This window comes from Corallococcus sp. 4LFB, from assembly GCF_046520365.1.
Lineage (GTDB): Bacteria > Myxococcota > Myxococcia > Myxococcales > Myxococcaceae > Corallococcus > Corallococcus caeni.
The window spans coordinates 15,598-33,755 of record NZ_JBKGHJ010000007.1 but is presented as its reverse complement, the minus strand read 5'-3'; the positions used below and the strand labels follow the sequence as shown (position 1 = coordinate 33,755).

The following is an 18,158-nucleotide window of genomic DNA, read 5'->3' as shown; positions in this document are numbered from 1 at the left end:
CTCTCAACTCGCCGCACGGGTTGACTCCCCCTCGGGTGCCTGCGTAACGCTTGCCCGAGCAGGGGGGCTCAGGAGGGGGGCTTGCCGCCCACCGCCGAACACGGAGTAGAGGACCGGAAGCACCACCAGGGTGAGCAGTGTGGAGGAGAGGATGCCGCCGATAACCACGGTGGCGAGAGGTCGCTGGACTTCCGCTCCCACGCCTGTGTTGAGCGCCATGGGCAGAAATCCGATGGCGGCTACGGCGGCCGTCATCAGCACGGGCCGCAGGCGTGAGAGGGCCGCTTCGCGGATAGCTTCGCTCAATGCGTGGCCTGCATCGAGGAGGGAGCGCACGCGTGAGACGAGCACCATGTCTCCCAGCACCGACACCCCGGAGAGGGCGATGAAGCCCACTGCGGCGGAGATGGAGAAGGGCAGTCCCCGCAGCAGGAGCGCGAGCACTCCGCCTACCAGTGCGAAGGGCACTCCCGCGAAGATACGCACGGAGTCGAGGACGCGCCGGTAGGTGAGGTAGAGCAGGAGGAAAATGAGGGCCAGGGCTAGCGGCACCACGATGAGCAGGCGCGCCTGGGCACGCTCCAGGTGCTCGAACTGTCCGCCGAAGCGGAGGTAGTAGCCCGCGGGCAGCTCCAGCTTCTCGTCCAGCGCGTGGCGCACCGCCTCGACAAAGCCGCCGAGGTCTCGGTCGCGCACGTTGGCCTGCACGACGATGCGGCGCTTGCCCCACTCTCGCTGGAGCGTGGTGGGCCCGGACACCTCGCGGATGCGGGCAAGCCGCCCCAGCGGCACGCGTGCATCCCCGGGCCCCGTCACCGGTATCGTGGCCAGCTTCGCCGGGTCATCCCGGTACTCCTCGGACAGACGCACGGCCAGGTCGAAGCGCCGCTCGCCCTCGCGCACCTCGCCCACGCTCCGGGTGCCCACCGCCTCGACGATGTCGAGCACCGCACGGGTGGAAATGCCGTGACGGGCCACGGCCTCTCGGTCCACTGTCACCTCGAGCACGGGCTGGCCCGTCAGCTGCTCCACGGTGACGTCGGCGGCGCCTGGGATGGCCTTGACCAGGCCCTCAATCTCACGGGCCTTGGCCTTCAGCACGTCCAGGTCGTCCCCGAAGAGCTTGATGCCCACGTCGCTGCGCACGCCCGCAATCATCTCGTTGACGCGCATCTCGATGGGCTGGAGGAATGCCATGCGCATCCCGGGCAGGTCCGCCAGCTCCGCCTTCATCTCCGCCACGAGTTCGTCCTGAGTGGCGGCCCGCTTCCAGGCCTCGCGCGGCTTGAGGGTGATGAAGGCGTCGGACAGCTCGATGCCCATGGGGTCCGTGGCCACCTCCGCCGTGCCAGTGCGCGTCCACACGCGTTGAACCTCGTCAGGGAACCGGGCGAGCAGCACCTTCTCAATCTCGGTGCCATAGCGGACGGACTCGGTGAGGGAGACCTCGGCTAGGCGCACGGTGTTGATGACGAGCGTGCCTTCGGACAAGCGTGGGACGAACTCGCTGCCGAGCTGCGTGGCGGCGATGAGTGCACCCACGACGAGGAGCCCCGCGCCGGCGAGGACGGCCCGAGTGTGAGTGAGGGCCCAGTCGAGGACCGGCTGGTAGCAGCGCTTGAGGAAGGTGACGAGGCGCGGCTCGCGGTGGTGCCCTCCGCCACGCTTCAAGGCGAAGGACGCCAGCACCGGCATCAACGTCATGGAGAGCAGCGCGCTGCCCAGCAGGGCGAAGATGACCGTGAGCGCCATGGGGCGGAACAGCTTTCCCTCCACGCCCTCCAACGCGAGAATGGGCAGGTACACCACCATGATGATGAGTTCACCGAAGAGGGTGGGCCCGCGCACCTCGACGGCGGCGTCGCGCACCACCTCGAGGATGGACCGACTCCCCCTGGCCTCGGCGAGCCGCCGCTCCGCGTTCTCCACGAGGATGACGGAGGAGTCGACGACGAGCCCGAAGTCGATGGCTCCCAACGACATGAGGGTGCCGGCGATGCCGAAGCGCAGCATCGCGTTGAAGGCGAACAGCAGGGACAGGGGAATGGCCGCCGCGACGATGAGCCCCGCGCGCCAGTTGCCCAGGAAGAGGAAGAGGACGGCGATGACGAGGAGCGCACCCTCAAGGAGGTTGGTTCGCACTGTGCGCAGCACGTGGTCCACCAACTCGGTGCGCTCGTAGACGGGCTCCACGGAGACGTCTTGGGGTAGGGTGCGCTTCACCTCCTCGAGCCGTTGCGCCAATGCCTTCGTCACTGTGTGGGAGTTCTCGCCCACCAGCATGAAGCCCAGGCCCAGGACGGCTTCGCCTTCACCATCCGCCGTGGTGGCGCCCCGGCGGATTTCGTGGCCCACCTCCACACGGGCCACATCCCGGATGCGCACGGGCACGCCGTTGTGCGCCGCGACGACGACGTCCTCGACGGCCTTGCCGTCCTCCAGGACACCCACGCCGAGGACGAGGCTCGCCGCGCCCCCGCGCTCCACCATGCCGCCCCCCACGTTCGCGTTGTTCTCCTCCAGCGCGCGGTAGACGTCCTGCAGCGAGAGATTGAATTGCTGTAAGCGGCGCGGCTCCACGACGACGTGCCACTGCTTCTCCTGGCCGCCCCAGGCATTCACCTCTGCCACGCCGGACACGCTGCGCAACTGTGGAGCGATGACCCAGTCATGCAGCGTGCGCAGCTCCTCGAGGCTCTTCGTCCGGCTCTTGACGAGGTAGTGGAAGACCTCGCCCAGGCCTGTGGCCACCGGCCCCATCGTCGGGCGCTCGATGCCCGCGGGGACAGAGACCTGGCCGAGCCGCTCGGAAACCTGTTGCCTCGCGAACCACAGGTCCGTGCCGTCGCTGAATTGGAGCGTCACCTGGGACAGGCCGAACTTGGAAATGGAACGCAGCTCGCTGACGTGGGGCAGGCCCGCCAGCGCCTGCTCGATGGGGATGGTGAGCTGCCGCTCCACCTCGATAGGGGTGAGGGCCGGGGCCATGGTGTTCACCTGCACCTGCGTGGGCGTGGTGTCAGGGATGGCGTCGATGGGAAGTGCCCGGAAGGCCAGCAGGCCCGAAATGACGAGGGCCAGGGTGCCAAGGAGGACGGCCCAGCGGTGTGCTAGGGACCAGTCGATGACTCGGGTCAGCATGGGACTATTCGCCTCCCTCTGTCTCGCAGCAGCCCGCACCGATGGACTCCTTGAGGATTTCCGTCTTGAGGAGGAACGCGCCAGTGGTGACGACTTCCGCACCAGCCGAGAGTCCCTTCACCACGGCGACTTCTTCACGGGTGCCGGCACCCAGCTCCACCACGACGGGCTCATAGAGGCCCGCGCCCTTCTTCACGAAGACGAGCGCGCGGCCCTCGGCGCGTTGGATGGCCTCGCGGGGGACCAGCACGGACTCCTGCTCGGCGGTCACCTGCACCCTGGCGCGGAGGAAGAGCCCCGCCTTGAGGGCGCCGTCCGGGTTGGGCAGCTCCACGCGGGCGCGCACGGTGCGGGTGGCCGGGTCCACGGAGGCGCCCACGCGGGTGAGGGTTGCCTCACGCGTCTCGCCGGGCATGCTCTCGAATGAGAGCGTGACGCGCTGGCCCGCGCGCACCATTCCCGCGTCGGCTTCGGGCACCTCTAGGAGGGCCCACATGGTGTCCAGGTCAGCGATTTGGAGGAGCGTCTGCCCCGCACCCACCTGCCTGCCGGGGACGGCGTCACGTGCCACCACGGTGCCGGAGAAAGGCGCCGTCATCACGTAGGTCCCCTGCTGGCTGCGGACGGAGGCCCCTGCGGCGGTCAGGGATGCGCGGGCCGCGTCGCGCTCGGCCTCGGCCTCGGCCACCTCCGCCTGGGCTTGCTCCAGGTCCTTGCGTGCGCTGATGCCCCGCTCGACGAGCGACTGCTCGCGTGTGAGCGCGGCGCGCGCGACTCCAAGCCGTGCCTGGGCCGATGAGAGGCGCCCCTGGTCTGTGCCTACGGCGCCGGAGGTCATCACCACGAGGGGTTGCCCGGCCTTCACCTCGTCGCCGACGTCCACACGGACTTCCAGAACCAGCGCCTCGCTTCGGGCCGACATCTGAGCCAGCCGGTTGTTGTTGAAGGCGAGCTGACCAACAACGTCCAGGGTGCGAGAAAAGGGCCGCTTCTCCACGCGACGTGTCTGGATGCCGGCCTCTCGAGCGGTTTCGGCGGAGGCGAGCCGAACGCGCGTTCCTGGCTCGGGGAAGGTGGGCGGCTCCGCGCCCGCCGCCTTCACCAGCTCAGGGTGACAGTACGGACAGACGGATTCCGGAAAGCCGTGCTCCCGGCAGTAGTCGCCCGCCTCGATGAACTTCGCGACGAGCGCCGGGTTGCACTTGGTGCACTTCGACTCGGGGACCGAGTGCTCCTTGCACCAGTCCTTTGGCGCGGTGGCCTGTGCGGTGAAGGCGAGGTTCGGGTTGCACTGGAGGCACTGGGACTCTGGCACTCCGTGCTCCTCGCACCAGTCGTCTTGCGCCTTGAAGACGTCGATGAGGTCCGGATTGCACCGGGTGCACAGCTCCGCCGGCACCTTGTGTTCGCACAGATGTAGGGACTGGGAGGGGCCGGAAGCGCCTCCCGCGGCGGCCGGAGGCGCGGAGGACTTCTCCGCCACGGCGGGCTTCGACCCCTTCGAGCAGTTGGCTGTGCCCAGGGCGAGCAGGGCCAACAGCATCACCGGACCGACGCGGGAGGCTGGCATCATCTACTTCACGCCCTTCTTGGAGAGTTCTGGGTTGCAGATAGAGCACTGGGACTCAGGTCGCTCGTGCTCCGCGCACCAGTCGCCCTTGGCCTTGAAGACGGCCGCGAGCTTCGGGTTGCAGCGAGTGCACAGGGACTTTTGGATGCCGTGCTCACACTTGGGCTTCTCGGCCTCGGCGGCCTGGGCCTTCTCGGTGGGCTTGGTCTCCTCGGCCAGCGCGGGGATGACGGGAAGGGTGAGAAGCGAGACGACGATGGACAGGGTGCGCAACGAACGCATGAGGAAACTCCAGCCGGGGCAGTCGCCCATGGCGGTGAATTCCCGCGCGAGAGTGCGCGGGGAGGATGGACAGGGCTTCAGGCGAAGAGGACGCGCATGCGCACGCACGGACCCGGCAGGGCTCGCGCACGGCACACGTCTCCCGTGAAGGGAGGCGTCAGGCTCTAGGCGGTTGGAAGATGTCGGTAGCGGTCCCGGAGAGGACCGGCTCGTCCACGTGGCTGGGCACCAGCGGCGGTGTGGGCGCGGCCGCGAGGTCCCCCATGACGGGAACCGGAGCGGGGGCTGCTCTCAGCGGGCAGCATGGGCACAGGACGCAGCTGGGGGCGCAGTCCGTGCAGTCATCGCCTTCATCCTCCATGCAGTCGGCGTGCGTGTCCGAAGCGAAGGCCAGCGTCTGGAAGACGCCGCCCGTCGTCAGGACGAGGAGCACGACCATGAGTCGCAAGAGGAGCTGCATCCAGTAGGTGGCTTACAAAGGCCCAGGGGAAGAGTCAATCCGCCGAGCCGGTCGCCCGGGTGGCACGCTCGCGGGTCAACCTTTCCAGGAGGCGTCGCATGGCTCTGGAGTCCCAGTCCCGTGGGCCAGGGAAGCGGGCGACCAGCTGCCCTTCGACGACGAGGATGCTCGTTGGGAGCTGCTCCACCCCATACTCGCGGGCGACCTTCTCGCCCACATCCAGGCGCAGGCGGAGTTCCGGCGGGGGAGGGCCCTCGAAGAATGACTCCACTGCCTTGAGGTCCGCATCGTGGCTGAAGACGACGACCCGAAGTCCCTCGGGAGGCGACTCGGCCAGGGAGAGGAGATGGGGCGTCTCCTCCCGGCATGGAGGGCACCAGGAAGCCCAGAAGACTACCAGCAGTGCGAGTGGGCCCGGTGCATCTGCGAGCATCGGTGCAGGTCCATCAATCCGGATGTAGCTGGGCGGAGGTTCGTTCCGGCAGGCACAGGTCATTGCCAGAAGAATGAGCGCCAGCAGACATGGGGGACGATGGATGCGCATCACTCCAGACGCTATCTCACGGTCCGACGTTAGGGCGCCACGATGTGTGCGGCTCAGCAGCCAAATCGACGACCCGCTCACGGAACCCCGGCGGGTATGGAGGGCGTGACTTCGGCATCGTGGGACCCTTTTCGCACAGCGGGTGGGACTCCACGAAACCGGGGCAACTTCCCCCCTTTCTAGTCAGCCCAGGCAAAGCGATGACCGTGCGCGCCTCGCCCACCCGCCTTGACGCGCTGAGGTCTGTTCCCAGGCCTGCGCTCGCCGCCCTGCCACCCTCCTCCTGGTCATCGCTTCTGGGGTGTCACAGGAAGTTTGCAGAGGCCGATGTTGTGGTGGGCCATAGGATATTCGAATATCGTAATATCCTCATGGCACCTGCCGCCGCCTCTTTAGATGTTCGGTCCGCCTCCCGCCTCTTTAAGGCGTTGGGAGACGAGACTCGCCTACGCATCGTCGCGCTCCTCAGTCATGGGGAGCTGTGCGTCTGCCACTTCGAGTCAGCCCTGGACCTGACCCAGTCCAACACCTCCCGGCAGCTCGGCGTGCTGAAGAACGCAGGCATCGTCGAGGCCCGCCGAGACGGAAGCTGGGTGTACTACCGACTGGCTCCGCAACTGGACGAGGTGTGCAAGGCCCAGCTCAAGGCGCTCGTGTCCGCCTTCACCAAGAGGGATGTCCTCCGGGAAGACGTCGCGCGCCTCCTCAAGTCCCGCGGCCCCAACGCCTGCAAGTAGACCCAAGAGCCTTCTCATGACCGCAACCACTGCTCCAGACAGCATCGTCAAGAAGCTCTCCGTCATCGACCGGTTCCTGCCGGTGTGGATCTTCGCCGCCATGGGCCTGGGCATCGGCCTGGGCAGAGCTTTCCCGGACCTGGGCGCTAGGCTGGACACGGTGAGGCTGGACACCGTGTCCCTGCCCATCGCCATTGGCCTCTTGTGGATGATGTACCCGGTGCTAGCGAAGGTGCGTTACGGCGAACTGGGCCGGTTGCGCGCGCGGGGCAAGCTCTTCACCACGTCCCTGGTGCTGAACTGGGTTGTGGGGCCGGTGTTGATGTTCGCCCTGGCTTGGCTCTTCCTTCCGGACCTTCCGCACTACCGCAACGGTCTGGTTCTCATCGGCCTGGCCCGTTGCATCGCCATGGTCCTCATCTGGAACATGCTCGCGTGCGGGAGCAATGAGGTGGCCGCCGTGCTGGTGGCGCTCAACTCGGTCTTCCAGATTCTCTTCTACTCGGTGCTCGGCTGGCTCTTCCTCACCGTCATTCCTGGCTGGCTCGGCGCGGATGTGGCGGCGTTCGACGTATCCATGTGGAGCATCGCCAAGAGCGTGCTCATCTTCCTGGGCGTGCCCCTGGTGGCTGGCGCGCTGACGCGCATCGGCCTCACTCGGCTCAAGGGAGAGGCATGGTACGAGCAGCGCTTCCTGCCGCGCTTGGGGCCTACCGCGCTCATTGGCTTGCTCTACACCATCGTCCTCATGTTCGCGATGCAGGGGGAGAAGATTACCCGCCTCCCGCTGGACGTGGTGCGCATCTCCCTCCCGCTGATTGTCTACTTCGTCATCATGTTCACCAGTGCCTTCTTCCTCTCCAGGAAGCTGGGCTTCTCCTATGAGGAAACGGCGTCGTTGTCGTTCACCGCCGCGGGCAACAACTTCGAGTTGGCCATCGCCGTGGCGGTGGGCGTGTTCGGTATGGCCTCGGGAGAGGCGCTGGCGGGCGTAGTGGGGCCGCTCATCGAGGTTCCCGCCCTCATCGCCTTGGTCTACCTGTCGCTTTGGCTCAGGCGTCGGCTTTTCCCCGGAGCCGGTGAAGCTGTGCTGCCTCGTCGTTTCGAGGGGAAGGCGCCTGCGTCCGGGCCTGGCGAAGCGCACCCGTAGGACCCGGCTGCCGACGTCGTCCCCTAGGTGCTCCTTCTCGAGGCCCCGTGATTCCTCCAACGCCCTTCAAAGTGCTCTTCCTCTGCACGGGCAACACTGCCCGTAGCATCCTGGCCGAGTTCCTGCTCAAGCGCTTGGGGGGCGAGCGCTTCGAGGTGCACAGCGCGGGTGCTGCGCCGAAAGGTGACGTCCATCCCCTCGTCCTCCGGCTGCTTCGAGAGCGCTTCCGCATTCCCGCTGCCGACGCGCGCAGCAAGTCCTGGGAGGAGTTCCGGGACGTGCGCTTCGACTTCGTCATCACCCTTTGCGACAAGGCGCGTGAGTCCTGCCCGGTGTGGCCGTATCAGCCCGTCATCGCTCACTGGGGAAGTGCGGACCCGGCGGCAGTAGAGGGTGGCGAGGCGGAGAAGGAGTCGGCCTTCCTCAAGGTGTCCATGGAGATCTCCCGCAGGCTGGAGCTATTCCTCGCACTACCCATCGAGAAGCTAGACCGGCTGCGCCTGACGGCGCTCACCCGCGGCATTGGTGAGCAGTAGCCGGCTTTCCAAGGAGTCGTCACGATGAAGACGGTCATCTTCGCTTGCGTACACAACGCCGGCCGCTCGCAGATGGCGGCGGCCTTCTTCAACGCCCTGTCGGACCCAGCCAAGGCGCGCGCCGTGTCTGCTGGTACCCAGCCGGGAGAGCGCGTTCACCCCGAAGTGCAGGCTGCCATGACGGAGGTGGGCATCGACCTGTCGGGCGCCAAGCCTCAGCGCCTCACCGATGAGCTGGCCCAGGGCGCTCAGTGGCTCATCACCATGGGCTGTGGCGATGCCTGCCCGTACGTGCCGGGGCTGAAGCGCGGCGACTGGCCTCTGGAAGACCCGAAGGGCAAGTCGGTGGAGCGCGTGCGCGAGATTCGCGACGACGTGCGCGCCCGGGTGGTTGAACTCCTGACCAGCGAAGGGTGGACGCGATGATGCCCACCCTTCGGCCCGCCCGCCCCGCCGACCTCGGCGCAGTTGAAGCACTCCTCGCTGGCGCAGACCTGCCCCGACAAGGAGTGGCCGACCACCTGCCTTACTTCCTCGTGGCAGAGAGCGAAGGCACGCTCGTGGCTGCAGCAGGGTTGGAGCTGTACGGGACGTGCGCCCTCCTTCGCTCCGTTGTCGTGAACGAGAACCAGAAGGGGAAGGGCGTGGGGGCAGAGTTGGTCCAACGGCTCGTTGAGCGAGCCGGCGCAGATGGGCTCGAGGCCTTGTTCCTCCTCACCACCACTGCTGCGGACTACTTCCCGCGCTTCGGCTTTGTCCGCATCGACCGCGCTGCCCTCCCCCAGAGTTGCATGCCTCCGAGGAACTCCGTGGAGCATGCCCTGCGAGCGCGGTCGTGATGTGCCGCGTCATGGGGCGCCAGCCTTCGCCCTTTGTATCAGGGAAGTAGTCGGCTCGGCGGACGCACCGAGCTGACGATGCCCTGCGCGCGCATCGCTCGCTCGCCTTGACGCACTGCTTGGCGTGGCTTTGACGCACCGATGATGCAGCGGGCGAATTTCGGGTGGGCACAACGAGCCGAGGCAGTCAGTGCTTGTGGCGGTGGTGCTGGTCCGACACGTGCGGATGGTCGTGCGTGAGCGGCACATGCCGGTGGGGATGGCTGTGTGGTTCGGTCACATCAACGCCAGGGGGATGCGAGTGCTGGTGGTGCGTGCCATGGGTGTGCAGGTGCTCGTGCTCCAGTGCAGCGTGCGTGTGCACATGGCCGTGCCGCTCGCGCAGCAGAAGGAAGACGCCCGCGCCCATCAGTGCGCCCGCCAGCAGGTCCAGTGGCTGCATCCGCTCGCCAAGCAGGGGCACCGCTACGAGGGCTCCCACGAACGGAGCCGTAGCGAAGTAGGCGGCTTCGCGGGCCGCGCCCAGCAGGCGGAGGGCATAGGCATCCAGGACGATGGACAGCCCGTAGCTGGCGAAGCCGAGCAGCAGGGCCGCGCTCAAGATGTGCAAGGAGGGGAAGGGCTGCCCGGTGAGCCAGGCCAGTACGAGGGTGCACGTGCCGGAGCCGAGCGCTTTGATGCGCACAAGTGCGAGCGGGTCCTTGAGGGAGAGTCGCTGCGTGAGGTTGTTGTCCACGGCCCACGCCAGGCACGCGCCGGCCAGGGCCAGCACGCCGAGCACGTCCCCGTGCAACTCGCCCTGCTGGAAGCCGAGAACCGCGGCGCCCGCCATGATGAACCCAGCGGCGAAGGCGCCCGCCCGGCCCAGATGTTCGCCGAACACGAGCAGCGCCAGGAGGATGGTGAAGGGGCCCTCCAGGTTGAGGAGCAGTGAGGCTGCCACTCCGGAGAGCCGCTGCAGGCCCATCAGCATCAGCACCGGGCCAAGCACCCCGCCGCAGAGAATGACCCCCAGCAGCGGGGCGCCGTCGTTGCGCCCCAGGCGTGCCTCGCGGCTGGGGGCTCCCACCGGACGCAGTCGGCGCAGCGCTTCCAGACAGGCCATCCCCAGCCCGCCTCCCAGGTAGAGGAGCGAGGCCAACACCAGAGGAGTGCTGGAGGGCAGCAGCAGCTTCGCCACGGGCGCGCTGACCCCGAAGAGGGCCGCGGCGGACAGTCCAAGCACCGCGCCCTTCACACGTGGAGACACCGTCACGCTTCCTCCTCTCGAATCATGCCTGCGCCTGGACTGTTGGTAGGTACTATTGACGATAGTAGATGGCTGAGGATAGAACCGTCTTCGTGAAGAAGCGCACCTGGGAGCCGCTGGGCACGTTGGAAGCGGCCGTGATGAAGGTCGTCTGGACGCAGGCGCCCGTTACAGCCCGAGAGGTTTGCGACCGGATGACTGGCCGCGAGGAGCGGGCATACACGACCATCATGACGACGATGGACCGGTTGCACCGCAAGAGCCTGCTGGTGCGCGAGAAGGACGGCCTAGCCTGGCGCTACAACCCGGCCCTCTCCCAGCCTGAGTTTGAGAAGGCGCTGGCGGACGGGCTCGCGGCCGACATTCTCCAGTCGCATGGCGATGCGGCGCTGGCCGCGTTCGTGGACGCCGCGGCTGAGGTGGACGAATCGCTGCTCGACAGGCTCTCTCAGCTCATCGCCGAGCGGCGCAGAGGGCACAAGTGATAGCGGCCCTGGCGTTCCTCCTGGAGTGTGCAGCCGTGGCCGCTGCCACCGGAGTGCTGGCCTCGCTTCTGGTGGGAGTCGCCACCCTGTTGCCGTGGCCCGCGTCACGGATGCGCCCGGCGCTCCGTGCAGATGCGGCCTTTGTCGTGGGCACCCTCCCCGCAGTGGTGGCGCTGGCGGTGGTGTCCGCCGCTGCCGCGCCGTCCCTGTCCGCAATGCTGGGCTGGAGCCATGACCATTGTGGCAGTCATGGGCACCATCTCCATCTGTGCATCCTGCACTCGTCGGGGTTGAGGCCGGTGCTCGCGGTGGTGGGGGCGTTGGCGCTCGCCGTGTTCGTCTTCCGCGCGGGTGCGCTGCTGTGGCGCGTGCGGCATACGAGGGCCCGGCTGGCCGCGCTGGAAACGTTGGGCTCCGCTCGCCCAGGTGTGTTCCCAGTGGTGGCCGTTCCGGGAGCGCCGCGGCTTTGCCATGCCGCTGGGGTGTTCCACCGGCGAATCCTCCTGTCCGCCAGCTTGGAAGGAGCCCTGGACCCTCAGGAGCTGCGCGGAGCGCTAGCCCATGAGGAGGCGCACCTGCGACGCAGAGACCCCCTGGCGGCATTGCTGCTCGCTGTCTCGGGCCTCTTTGTGCCTCCGCCCTTGGCGCGCGTCTTCCTCTCTGCCTACCAGACGGCGGCCGAGGAGGCCTGCGACGCGGAAGCGGTGCGCATCGTCGGTGACGGGACGGTGGTGGCGGGGGCGCTGGTGAAGATGGCGGCTCTGCAGCGGAGGGCGCGCGACGTGGCTGGCGTGCCTGCTTTCGGCAAACTGGCGCTCGAGCAGCGGGTGCGACGCCTCTTGGACGAGGACGCACCGCCCTCGCTCCCCTCGCGCGCGCTCCTGTTCGCGGTGGGCGCTGCGTCTGGGGTGCTGACTCTCGCGCTGCTCCACGCGGCCTTCCTCCACCATGCGGTAGAGACCGCCCTTCACATCCTCTCCTGAACGATGGCCATGCTCATGCGCGCGCCTTGCTGTTCTTCGTCCTCACCTACTATCGCAAGTAGTATCTTGCTGGTGCTGATGGCCGGTGGTGCGGCGGCCCAGTCGCCGCTCACTGAGTCGCGGTACGTGGAGCAGGTGGTCGCCGCGAGCCTGGAGGCGCGTGTCGCCGACGCGGAGGCAGCGGTAGGACGGGCTGCGGCTGTGGGGGCCGGACGTTGGCCCAATCCGACACTGGAGTGGCAGCGTGAGAAGGCCACCTCCGGCGTGGCGGATGGGGCGAGCCAGGACATCGTGGGCGTTTCCATTCCCCTGGTGCTCTCTGGCCGTCTGGCCCTGGAGTCAGAGGCCGCTGGGCGCAGTGCCCAGGCCGTGGAGGCAAACCTTGCGCGGGCTCGGGGAGAACTGCGCCACGAGGCAGCCCGTTCCTTCGCCACGGCCCTGGCTGCACAGGAGCGACGGGCCATTTTCGAGGAGTCCTTGTCCGCCTTGCGGCGCCTGGCGGAAGCCATCGCTACGAGAGAGCGCGCGGGCGACGCCGCGGGCTATGACCGACTGCGCATCGACACGGAGACCGCCGCAGTGGAGGACGGGTTGAGTGGCGCTGTTCTCGAAGAGCGTCGGGCGCGGGCCGAGGTGCTGCGCTTGTTGGGGCCCGGGGTGAGTGTGCTGCCTCCGCTCGAGGGTCCCCTGGCTCCGGAACGCTCGCTGCCCGCCTCGAGCCAACTGCAGGCTGAATTGGAGGCCCGCCGTGCAGATGCGCGTGCGCTGGAGCTGGAGGCGCAAGGCGCGAAGTTGGCCCGCCAGGCGGCATCGCGTGGGTGGATTCCGGACCCTACGGTGAACGCTGGCATTCAACTCCTCGACGTGGGCCTGCCCGGGGCAGGAGGAGGGTACGTGGTGGGGCTCGCCATCCCGCTGCCCTTCTTCGAGCGGAGACAGGGGCAGGAGGCCCAAGCAGAAGCACGACAGCGGCTCTCCGAGGCCCGCCGCGCCGCGCTGCTGCACACCGCGCATTCCCGCCTCACCACGGTGTTGGAGGAGGTGGCGGGCCGGCGGGAGCGGCGCGTGAGGCAGCGCCAGGGCGTGCTCACCCGCGCGGAGGAACTGCGCCGCATCGCCCAGGTGGCCTACCGGGGTGGAAGCGCGGACCTCCTTGTCCTGGTGGATGCCGAGCGGACTGCCCGCGAGGCGCAGCTGACGGCAGTGGACCTGTCCCTCGGCGTCGCTGAGGGCGAAGCAGACCTCTTCCTTCTCTTGGGTGCCTGGGACGGCGCCGAACTTCGGAGTGTCCAGCCATGAGTCGCCTGCATCTTCTCTCCCTGGTCCTCGCGTCTGTCCTCGCGGTGTCCTGCAAGGAGCACGGTCATGACCACGAGGGGGAGGCCGCCCACGGCCACGACGAGGGTGGCGCGCATGGTGCCGCGGAGGCGGAGCGTCCGGACCTCTCCGTGACTGCCTATCAGGACGGCCTGGAGCTGTTCATGGAATACCCGGCGCTGGTGGTGGGGCAGCCTTCCGCGCTGGTGGCTCACTTCACAGACGCACGCGCCCCTGACGGCTTCAAGGTGGTGACGAAGGGGAAGGTGACGGCCGCCCTCCGCTACGCCGATGGCACCGAGGAGCGCTTCGTTGCCGAGAAGCTGTTGCGTGACGGCATCTTCAAGCCAGAGGTGCGTCCCACGAAATCAGGCCAAGCCACGCTCACCCTGCGGCTGGAGGGAGAGCAAGTCGCCGGGACGGTGGGGGCAGGCAAGGTGACGGTGTACCCCACCGTGGCCGCAGCCGTGTCTGCCGCTCCTCCCGAAGCGGTTGGTGAGTCTTCGGTTCCATTCCTCAAAGAGCAGCAGTGGAAGACGCAATATGCCACGGCGCCCGCTGAGGTGCGCGTCCTCCAGGGAGGCGTGCGCGCAAACGGCGAGTTGAAGCCGGTGGCGGGCCAGGCCGCGGAGCTGTCCGCGCCTGTAGCCGGGCGCATCCCCGTGGGCGGGCCGGTGCCGCACCTGGGGCAGGTGGTGAAGAAGGGCGAGGTGCTGGTGCGGGTGGTCCCCACCACGGTGGCAGGAGCGATGGACCTGGCTACCGTGGAGATGGAGGCCGCGCGGGCCCGGGCCGAGCAGGGGTTGGCGGAGCGCGAGGTGGCTCGGGCCGAGGAGATGTTCTCGGCGAAGGCGATCCCCGAGAAGCAGCTCGATGCTGCCCGGGTGGCGCGGGAAATGGCGATTGCGCGGGTGTCCGCGACAGAGCGCCAGCTCACCCTGTACCGCAGCACGCAGAGCGGGTCGGGCGGTGGGGTGGGCGGAGCCGCCTTCGAGTTGCGCTCTCCGTTGGACGGAGTGGTGTCCTTCGCGGAGGTGATGCCAGGCGCGGTGGTGGTCGCGGGGACGCGGCTCGTGTCCGTCATCAACCCCTCGCGACTGTGGCTGGAGGCGAAGGTGTACGAGGCGGACGCGCCGAAGGTGGAGCGCTCGCCCGGCGCGGCCTTCACGGTGGCGGGCTTCACGCGCGAGTTCACCGTGGATGAGAAGTCAGGCCGCCGCGTGGCGGTGGGTAGCGTCGTGGACTCGGCTACGCGCACAGTGCCCGTGCTCTTCGAGCTGCCCAACCCGGATGGCGCCCTCAAGCCGGGCATGTTCGCCAAGGTGACGCTCTTCACGGGCGAGACGGTGCGCGCGCTGGCCGTGCCGGAGGCAGCGGTGGTGGACGACAACGGGCGTCCCACTGTCTTCGTCATGGAGGGTGGTGAGTCCTTCTTCAAGCGCGTCATCCGCCCTGGAGTGCGCTCCGGCGGTTGGGTGCAGGTGCTGGACGGAGTCAAAGAGGGCGAGCGCGTCGTCTCGCGTGGCGCCTACGAGCTCAAGCTGTCTACCGCCACCGGGGCCATCCCGGAGCATGGCCACCAGCACTAAAGGCACGACGACGATGAATCGCCTCATTCGCTGGGCCATCGACAATCGATTGCTGGTGGTTGCCGCTTCCGTACTGCTGCTGGTGCTGGGCTTTCAGGTAGCCCGGAGCATGCCGGTGGACGTCTTCCCAGACCTCACTGCACCTACCGTGACTGTCCTCACCGAGGCCCATGGCCTGGCGCCCGAGGAGGTGGAGACGCTCGTCACGTTCCCCATCGAGACGGCCGTCAACGGCGCCACGGGTGTGCGCCGGGTGCGCTCGGCCTCGGGCGTGGGCATCTCCATCGTCTGGGTGGAGTTCGAGTGGGGGACGGACATCTACACGGCCCGGCAGGTGGTGAACGAGAAGCTCCAACTCGTCGCCGCGCAGCTCCCGCCGGACGTGCCCCCGCCCTCCATGGCGCCCATCTCCTCCGTCATGGGGGAAATCCTCTTCCTCTCCGTCTCCTGGCAGAAGGACGCGCTGGCGGCGGACGCGGCGGGCCGCGAGGCGCAGATGATGGAAGCGCGAGGGGCGGCGGATTGGGTGCTGCGCAAGCGCCTGCTGTCCGTTCCGGGCGTCTCCCAGGTGGTGCCGATTGGTGGGGTGGTGAAGCAGTACCAGGTCCTGCTGCGCCCGGAGGCATTGCAATCGCTCAATGTCTCCTTCGAGCAGGTGGCCACCGCCCTGCGCACGACGAACCACAACGCCTCCGGCGGCTTCTACGTGCAAGGCGGGCAGGAATACCTGCTGCGAGCCGTGGGGCGCGCCAAGGGTGTCGAGGACCTGGCGGGCACGGTTGTCACCGTCCGTGGGGGTGTGCCTATCACCGTGGGGCAGGTTGCCAACGTTCAAGTAGGGCCTCGCCTCAAGCGCGGGGAGGGCAGTGCCAACGCAGAGCCCGCCGTCATCCTCGCGGTGATGAAGCAGCCGGATGCCAATACGCTGGAGCTGACGGAGCGGCTGGACGCGGCGTTGGACGAGGTGCAGGCCACGTTGCCGCAGGGCATGGTGGTGGGCCGCAACATCTTCCGCCAGTCGGACTTCATCTCCGTTGCGGTGCGCAATGTGTCCGTGGCGCTGCGAGACGGGGCCATTCTCGTCGCGCTCATCCTGCTCGTCTTCCTGATGAACGCGCGGGCGACGTTCATCTCCCTCACCGCCATCCCCCTGTCACTGGTCGCCGCGGTGCTGGCGCTCAAGGTCATGGGTGTGACGCTCAACACCATGACGATTGGCGGCCTCACCATCGCCATCGGCGCTTTGGTGGACGACGCCATCATCGACGTGGAGAACGTCTTCCGGCGCCTGCGGGAGAATGCTCACCTGCCAGAAGGTCAGCGCCGTCCCGCCCTGGAGGTCATCTATCGGGCCTCGGTGGAAGTACGCCAGGCCATCGTCTTCGCCACCCTCATCATCATCCTCGTCTTCCTGCCGCTCTTCTTCCTGTCGGGACTCGAGGGGCGGATGCTGGCGCCGCTGGGCCTGGCGTACATCGTGGCCATCGCCGCTTCGCTGGTGGTGGCGGTAACGCTGACGCCCGCGCTGTGTGCGTACCTGCTGCCCAAGGCCAAGGCACTGGGCGCGGATGAGGGGCCGGTTCTGCGCTGGCTGAAGGAGCGCTATCGGCCGGTGCTGCTGTGGGCACTCTCACGGCCTCGCGCCATCCTCGCCGGGGCAGCGCTGGCGCTGCTTGCCACGCTGGCCGTTGTCCCGTTCCTCGGACGCTCCTTCCTCCCCGAGTTCAACGAGGGCACCCTCACGCTGAATGTCGTCACGCTGCCGGGTACGTCGCTGGAGGAGTCGGACAAACTGGGCCGACGGGTGGAGGAAGTGCTGCTGTCCTTTCCCGAGGTGGCATCTACCTCCAGGCGTACCGGCCGCGCTGAGCTGGACGAGCACGCGCAGGACGTCAACGCCGCTGAACTGGACGTAGGGCTGGACCTCTCGAAGGGAGAGCGGAGCAAGGAAGCGGTGCTGGAGGCGATGCGCAAGGCCCTGGCCCAGGTGCCCGGTGTCATCGTCACCATCGGCCAGCCACTGAGCCACCGCATCGACCACATGCTGTCGGGCACGCGGGCCAACATCGCATTGAAAATCTATGGCGATGACTTGGACCGACTGCGCACGCTGGCGGAGCAGGTGAAGAAGGTGGCCGAGGGCACCCCTGGCGCGGTGGACGTGGCGATTGAGCAGCAGGTGGACATCCCCGAGCTGGAGATTCGCATGGACCGGGATGCGGTCGCTCGCTACGGGCTCACCGCGGGCGAGGTGGCCGAGTCGGTGGAGCGGACCTTTGCCGGGGAGACAGTGGGCACCGTGCTGGAGGGACAGCGGGTGGTGGAAATCGCCGTGCGTTTGGATGACGCCTCGCGTGCGGACCTGGACGCTATCTCCTCCACGCTCATTGACACACCCAGCGGCCAACGCATCCCGTTGAAGATGCTGGCGAGCCTCACGCGCGAGTCAGGTCCCAACACCATCAGCCGCGAAGCCGTGCAGCGGAAGATGGTAGTGCAGGCCAACGTTGCGGGCCGAGACTTGACCTCGGTGGTGGACGAATTGCGGTCCCGCCTCACCCGCGAAGTGCCCATGCCGACTGGCTACTACGTGGACTACGGCGGCCAGTTCGAGAGCGCCGAGGAGGCCTCGCGGACCATTGGTTGGCTGAGCGTAGGGGTGGTGGTTGGCATATTCCTGCTGCTGGTGGTGGCCTTCGGCTCAGTGCGCAACTCGCTGCTCACGCTCATCAACCTCCCGCTGGCGCTCATCGGTGGTGTGGTGGCGGTGGCGCTCACCTCCGGCGTGGTGAGCGTGGCGTCGCTGGTGGGATTCATCACCTTATTTGGCATCGCCACGCGCAACGGCATCCTCATGGTGAGCCACTACGAGCACCTGATGAAGGAGGAAGGGAAGACGCTCGCCGAGGCCGTGGTGCAGGGCTCGCTGGAGCGGCTGGCGCCCGTGGTGATGACGGCACTGTGCGCGGGGCTGGCCCTGGTGCCGCTCGTCATCGCGGGTAACGAGCCGGGCAATGAGATTCAGGCGCCCATGGGCGTGGTCATCCTCGGGGGACTGCTGTCCTCCACCTTCCTCAACATGCTGGTGGTGCCAGTCCTCTTCCGGCGCTTCGGCCGGCCGCCCGCGCTCCCTGCCGCCTCAGAGCCCGTGGGGGGGTGAGCGGGTGCGGTTCGGTTGGCAGGCTTGGGGCTGTGGCCTGGTCCCATGGGCGAGGACGCGGACTTCAACGCTGCTTCGAATTCGCTCGGGCGGGGTGAGGGCCGGTGCCCCACCCT

Annotated in this window: 16 protein-coding genes; 10 read left to right on the top strand and 6 right to left on the bottom strand. The window is 67.8% G+C overall.

Features of this window, described 5'->3' with window-relative positions:
• Nucleotides 1-3 precede the first annotated feature (3 nt).
• The 5 genes from ACLEQD_RS01740 to ACLEQD_RS01720 form a co-directional block, all read right to left on the bottom strand.
• The gene (locus ACLEQD_RS01740) at nucleotides 4-3,141 is read right to left on the bottom strand and encodes an efflux RND transporter permease subunit (RefSeq protein WP_223738407.1); all 3,138 of its coding nucleotides are present in this window, start codon (nucleotides 3,139-3,141) and stop codon (nucleotides 4-6) included.
• A 4-nt stretch (nucleotides 3,142-3,145) separates the two neighbouring features.
• Nucleotides 3,146-4,711, bottom strand: a complete 1,566-nt coding sequence (locus ACLEQD_RS01735; protein WP_223738805.1) for an efflux RND transporter periplasmic adaptor subunit — start codon at nucleotides 4,709-4,711, stop codon at nucleotides 3,146-3,148.
• A gap of 3 nt (nucleotides 4,712-4,714) precedes the next feature.
• A complete protein-coding gene (locus ACLEQD_RS01730; RefSeq protein WP_223738408.1) occupies nucleotides 4,715-4,993 on the bottom strand; it encodes a hypothetical protein in 279 nt (92 codons plus the stop codon).
• 157 nt (nucleotides 4,994-5,150) lie between these two features.
• Entirely contained in the window at nucleotides 5,151-5,432 is a 282-nt protein-coding gene (locus ACLEQD_RS01725; protein ID WP_223785003.1) for a hypothetical protein, read from the bottom strand.
• A gap of 55 nt (nucleotides 5,433-5,487) precedes the next feature.
• The gene (locus tag ACLEQD_RS01720) at nucleotides 5,488-5,886 is read right to left on the bottom strand and encodes a TlpA family protein disulfide reductase (protein WP_223738409.1); all 399 of its coding nucleotides are present in this window, start codon (nucleotides 5,884-5,886) and stop codon (nucleotides 5,488-5,490) included.
• 482 nt (nucleotides 5,887-6,368) lie between these two features.
• On the opposite strand from ACLEQD_RS01720, the gene ACLEQD_RS01715 reads away from it, so the two are divergent.
• The 5 genes from ACLEQD_RS01715 (at nucleotide 6,369) to ACLEQD_RS01695 (ending at nucleotide 9,259) form a co-directional block, all read left to right on the top strand.
• Entirely contained in the window at nucleotides 6,369-6,734 is a 366-nt protein-coding gene (locus ACLEQD_RS01715) for an ArsR/SmtB family transcription factor (RefSeq protein ID WP_141642832.1), read from the top strand.
• Between the two features lie 16 nt (nucleotides 6,735-6,750).
• Entirely contained in the window at nucleotides 6,751-7,884 is a 1,134-nt protein-coding gene (gene arsB / locus ACLEQD_RS01710; RefSeq protein WP_223738410.1) for an ACR3 family arsenite efflux transporter, read from the top strand.
• A 50-nt stretch (nucleotides 7,885-7,934) separates the two neighbouring features.
• Nucleotides 7,935-8,420 carry an arsenate reductase ArsC gene (locus ACLEQD_RS01705; RefSeq protein ID WP_370639883.1) on the top strand — a complete coding sequence of 162 codons (486 nt, stop codon included), beginning with the start codon at nucleotides 7,935-7,937 and terminating at the stop codon, nucleotides 8,418-8,420.
• Nucleotides 8,421-8,444: 24 nt separating this feature from the next.
• Complete coding sequence (locus ACLEQD_RS01700) at nucleotides 8,445-8,846, top strand: low molecular weight phosphatase family protein (RefSeq protein ID WP_223738412.1); 402 nt, start codon at nucleotides 8,445-8,447, stop codon at nucleotides 8,844-8,846.
• A gap of 83 nt (nucleotides 8,847-8,929) precedes the next feature.
• Nucleotides 8,930-9,259: a GNAT family N-acetyltransferase gene (locus ACLEQD_RS01695; RefSeq protein ID WP_410381208.1), complete on the top strand. Its 330-nt coding sequence runs from the start codon at nucleotides 8,930-8,932 to the stop codon at nucleotides 9,257-9,259.
• A 187-nt stretch (nucleotides 9,260-9,446) separates the two neighbouring features.
• Here ACLEQD_RS01695 and ACLEQD_RS01690 read toward each other — a convergent pair whose 3' ends face one another.
• Complete coding sequence (locus tag ACLEQD_RS01690) at nucleotides 9,447-10,484, bottom strand: EamA family transporter (protein ID WP_410381226.1); 1,038 nt, start codon at nucleotides 10,482-10,484, stop codon at nucleotides 9,447-9,449.
• A 116-nt stretch (nucleotides 10,485-10,600) separates the two neighbouring features.
• Between ACLEQD_RS01690 and ACLEQD_RS01685 the strand changes: the two genes are divergently transcribed.
• From ACLEQD_RS01685 to ACLEQD_RS01665, 5 genes are all read left to right on the top strand, one after another.
• Nucleotides 10,601-10,993 carry a BlaI/MecI/CopY family transcriptional regulator gene (locus ACLEQD_RS01685; protein WP_223738414.1) on the top strand — a complete coding sequence of 131 codons (393 nt, stop codon included), beginning with the start codon at nucleotides 10,601-10,603 and terminating at the stop codon, nucleotides 10,991-10,993.
• Between the two features lie 35 nt (nucleotides 10,994-11,028).
• Nucleotides 11,029-11,976, top strand: a complete 948-nt coding sequence (locus tag ACLEQD_RS01680; RefSeq protein WP_223738415.1) for a M56 family metallopeptidase — start codon at nucleotides 11,029-11,031, stop codon at nucleotides 11,974-11,976.
• A 72-nt stretch (nucleotides 11,977-12,048) separates the two neighbouring features.
• A complete protein-coding gene (locus tag ACLEQD_RS01675; RefSeq protein ID WP_223785004.1) occupies nucleotides 12,049-13,275 on the top strand; it encodes a TolC family protein in 1,227 nt (408 codons plus the stop codon).
• A complete protein-coding gene (locus ACLEQD_RS01670) occupies nucleotides 13,272-14,882 on the top strand; it encodes an efflux RND transporter periplasmic adaptor subunit (protein WP_223738416.1) in 1,611 nt (536 codons plus the stop codon). Before ACLEQD_RS01675 ends, ACLEQD_RS01670 begins: the two co-directional genes overlap by 4 nt.
• A 13-nt stretch (nucleotides 14,883-14,895) precedes the next feature.
• A complete protein-coding gene (locus ACLEQD_RS01665) occupies nucleotides 14,896-18,042 on the top strand; it encodes an efflux RND transporter permease subunit (protein WP_223738417.1) in 3,147 nt (1,048 codons plus the stop codon).
• The last annotated feature ends 116 nt before the right edge of the window (nucleotides 18,043-18,158 follow it).

Excerpts from the sequence above, each read along its gene's own strand:
- ACLEQD_RS01740 (WP_223738407.1), bottom strand. The coding sequence starts at position 3,141 with ATGCTGACCCGAGTCATCGACTGGTCCCTAGCACACCGCTGGGCCGTC.
- ACLEQD_RS01735 (WP_223738805.1), bottom strand. The coding sequence starts at position 4,711 with ATGCCAGCCTCCCGCGTCGGTCCGGTGATGCTGTTGGCCCTGCTCGCC.
- ACLEQD_RS01730 (WP_223738408.1), bottom strand. The coding sequence starts at position 4,993 with ATGCGTTCGTTGCGCACCCTGTCCATCGTCGTCTCGCTTCTCACCCTT.
- ACLEQD_RS01725 (WP_223785003.1), bottom strand. The coding sequence starts at position 5,432 with ATGGTCGTGCTCCTCGTCCTGACGACGGGCGGCGTCTTCCAGACGCTG.
- ACLEQD_RS01720 (WP_223738409.1), bottom strand. The coding sequence starts at position 5,886 with ATGCTCGCAGATGCACCGGGCCCACTCGCACTGCTGGTAGTCTTCTGG.
- ACLEQD_RS01715 (WP_141642832.1), top strand. The coding sequence starts at position 6,369 with ATGGCACCTGCCGCCGCCTCTTTAGATGTTCGGTCCGCCTCCCGCCTC.
- arsB (WP_223738410.1), top strand. The coding sequence starts at position 6,751 with ATGACCGCAACCACTGCTCCAGACAGCATCGTCAAGAAGCTCTCCGTC.
- ACLEQD_RS01700 (WP_223738412.1), top strand. The coding sequence starts at position 8,445 with ATGAAGACGGTCATCTTCGCTTGCGTACACAACGCCGGCCGCTCGCAG.
- ACLEQD_RS01670 (WP_223738416.1), top strand. The coding sequence starts at position 13,272 with ATGAGTCGCCTGCATCTTCTCTCCCTGGTCCTCGCGTCTGTCCTCGCG.
- ACLEQD_RS01665 (WP_223738417.1), top strand. The coding sequence starts at position 14,896 with ATGAATCGCCTCATTCGCTGGGCCATCGACAATCGATTGCTGGTGGTT.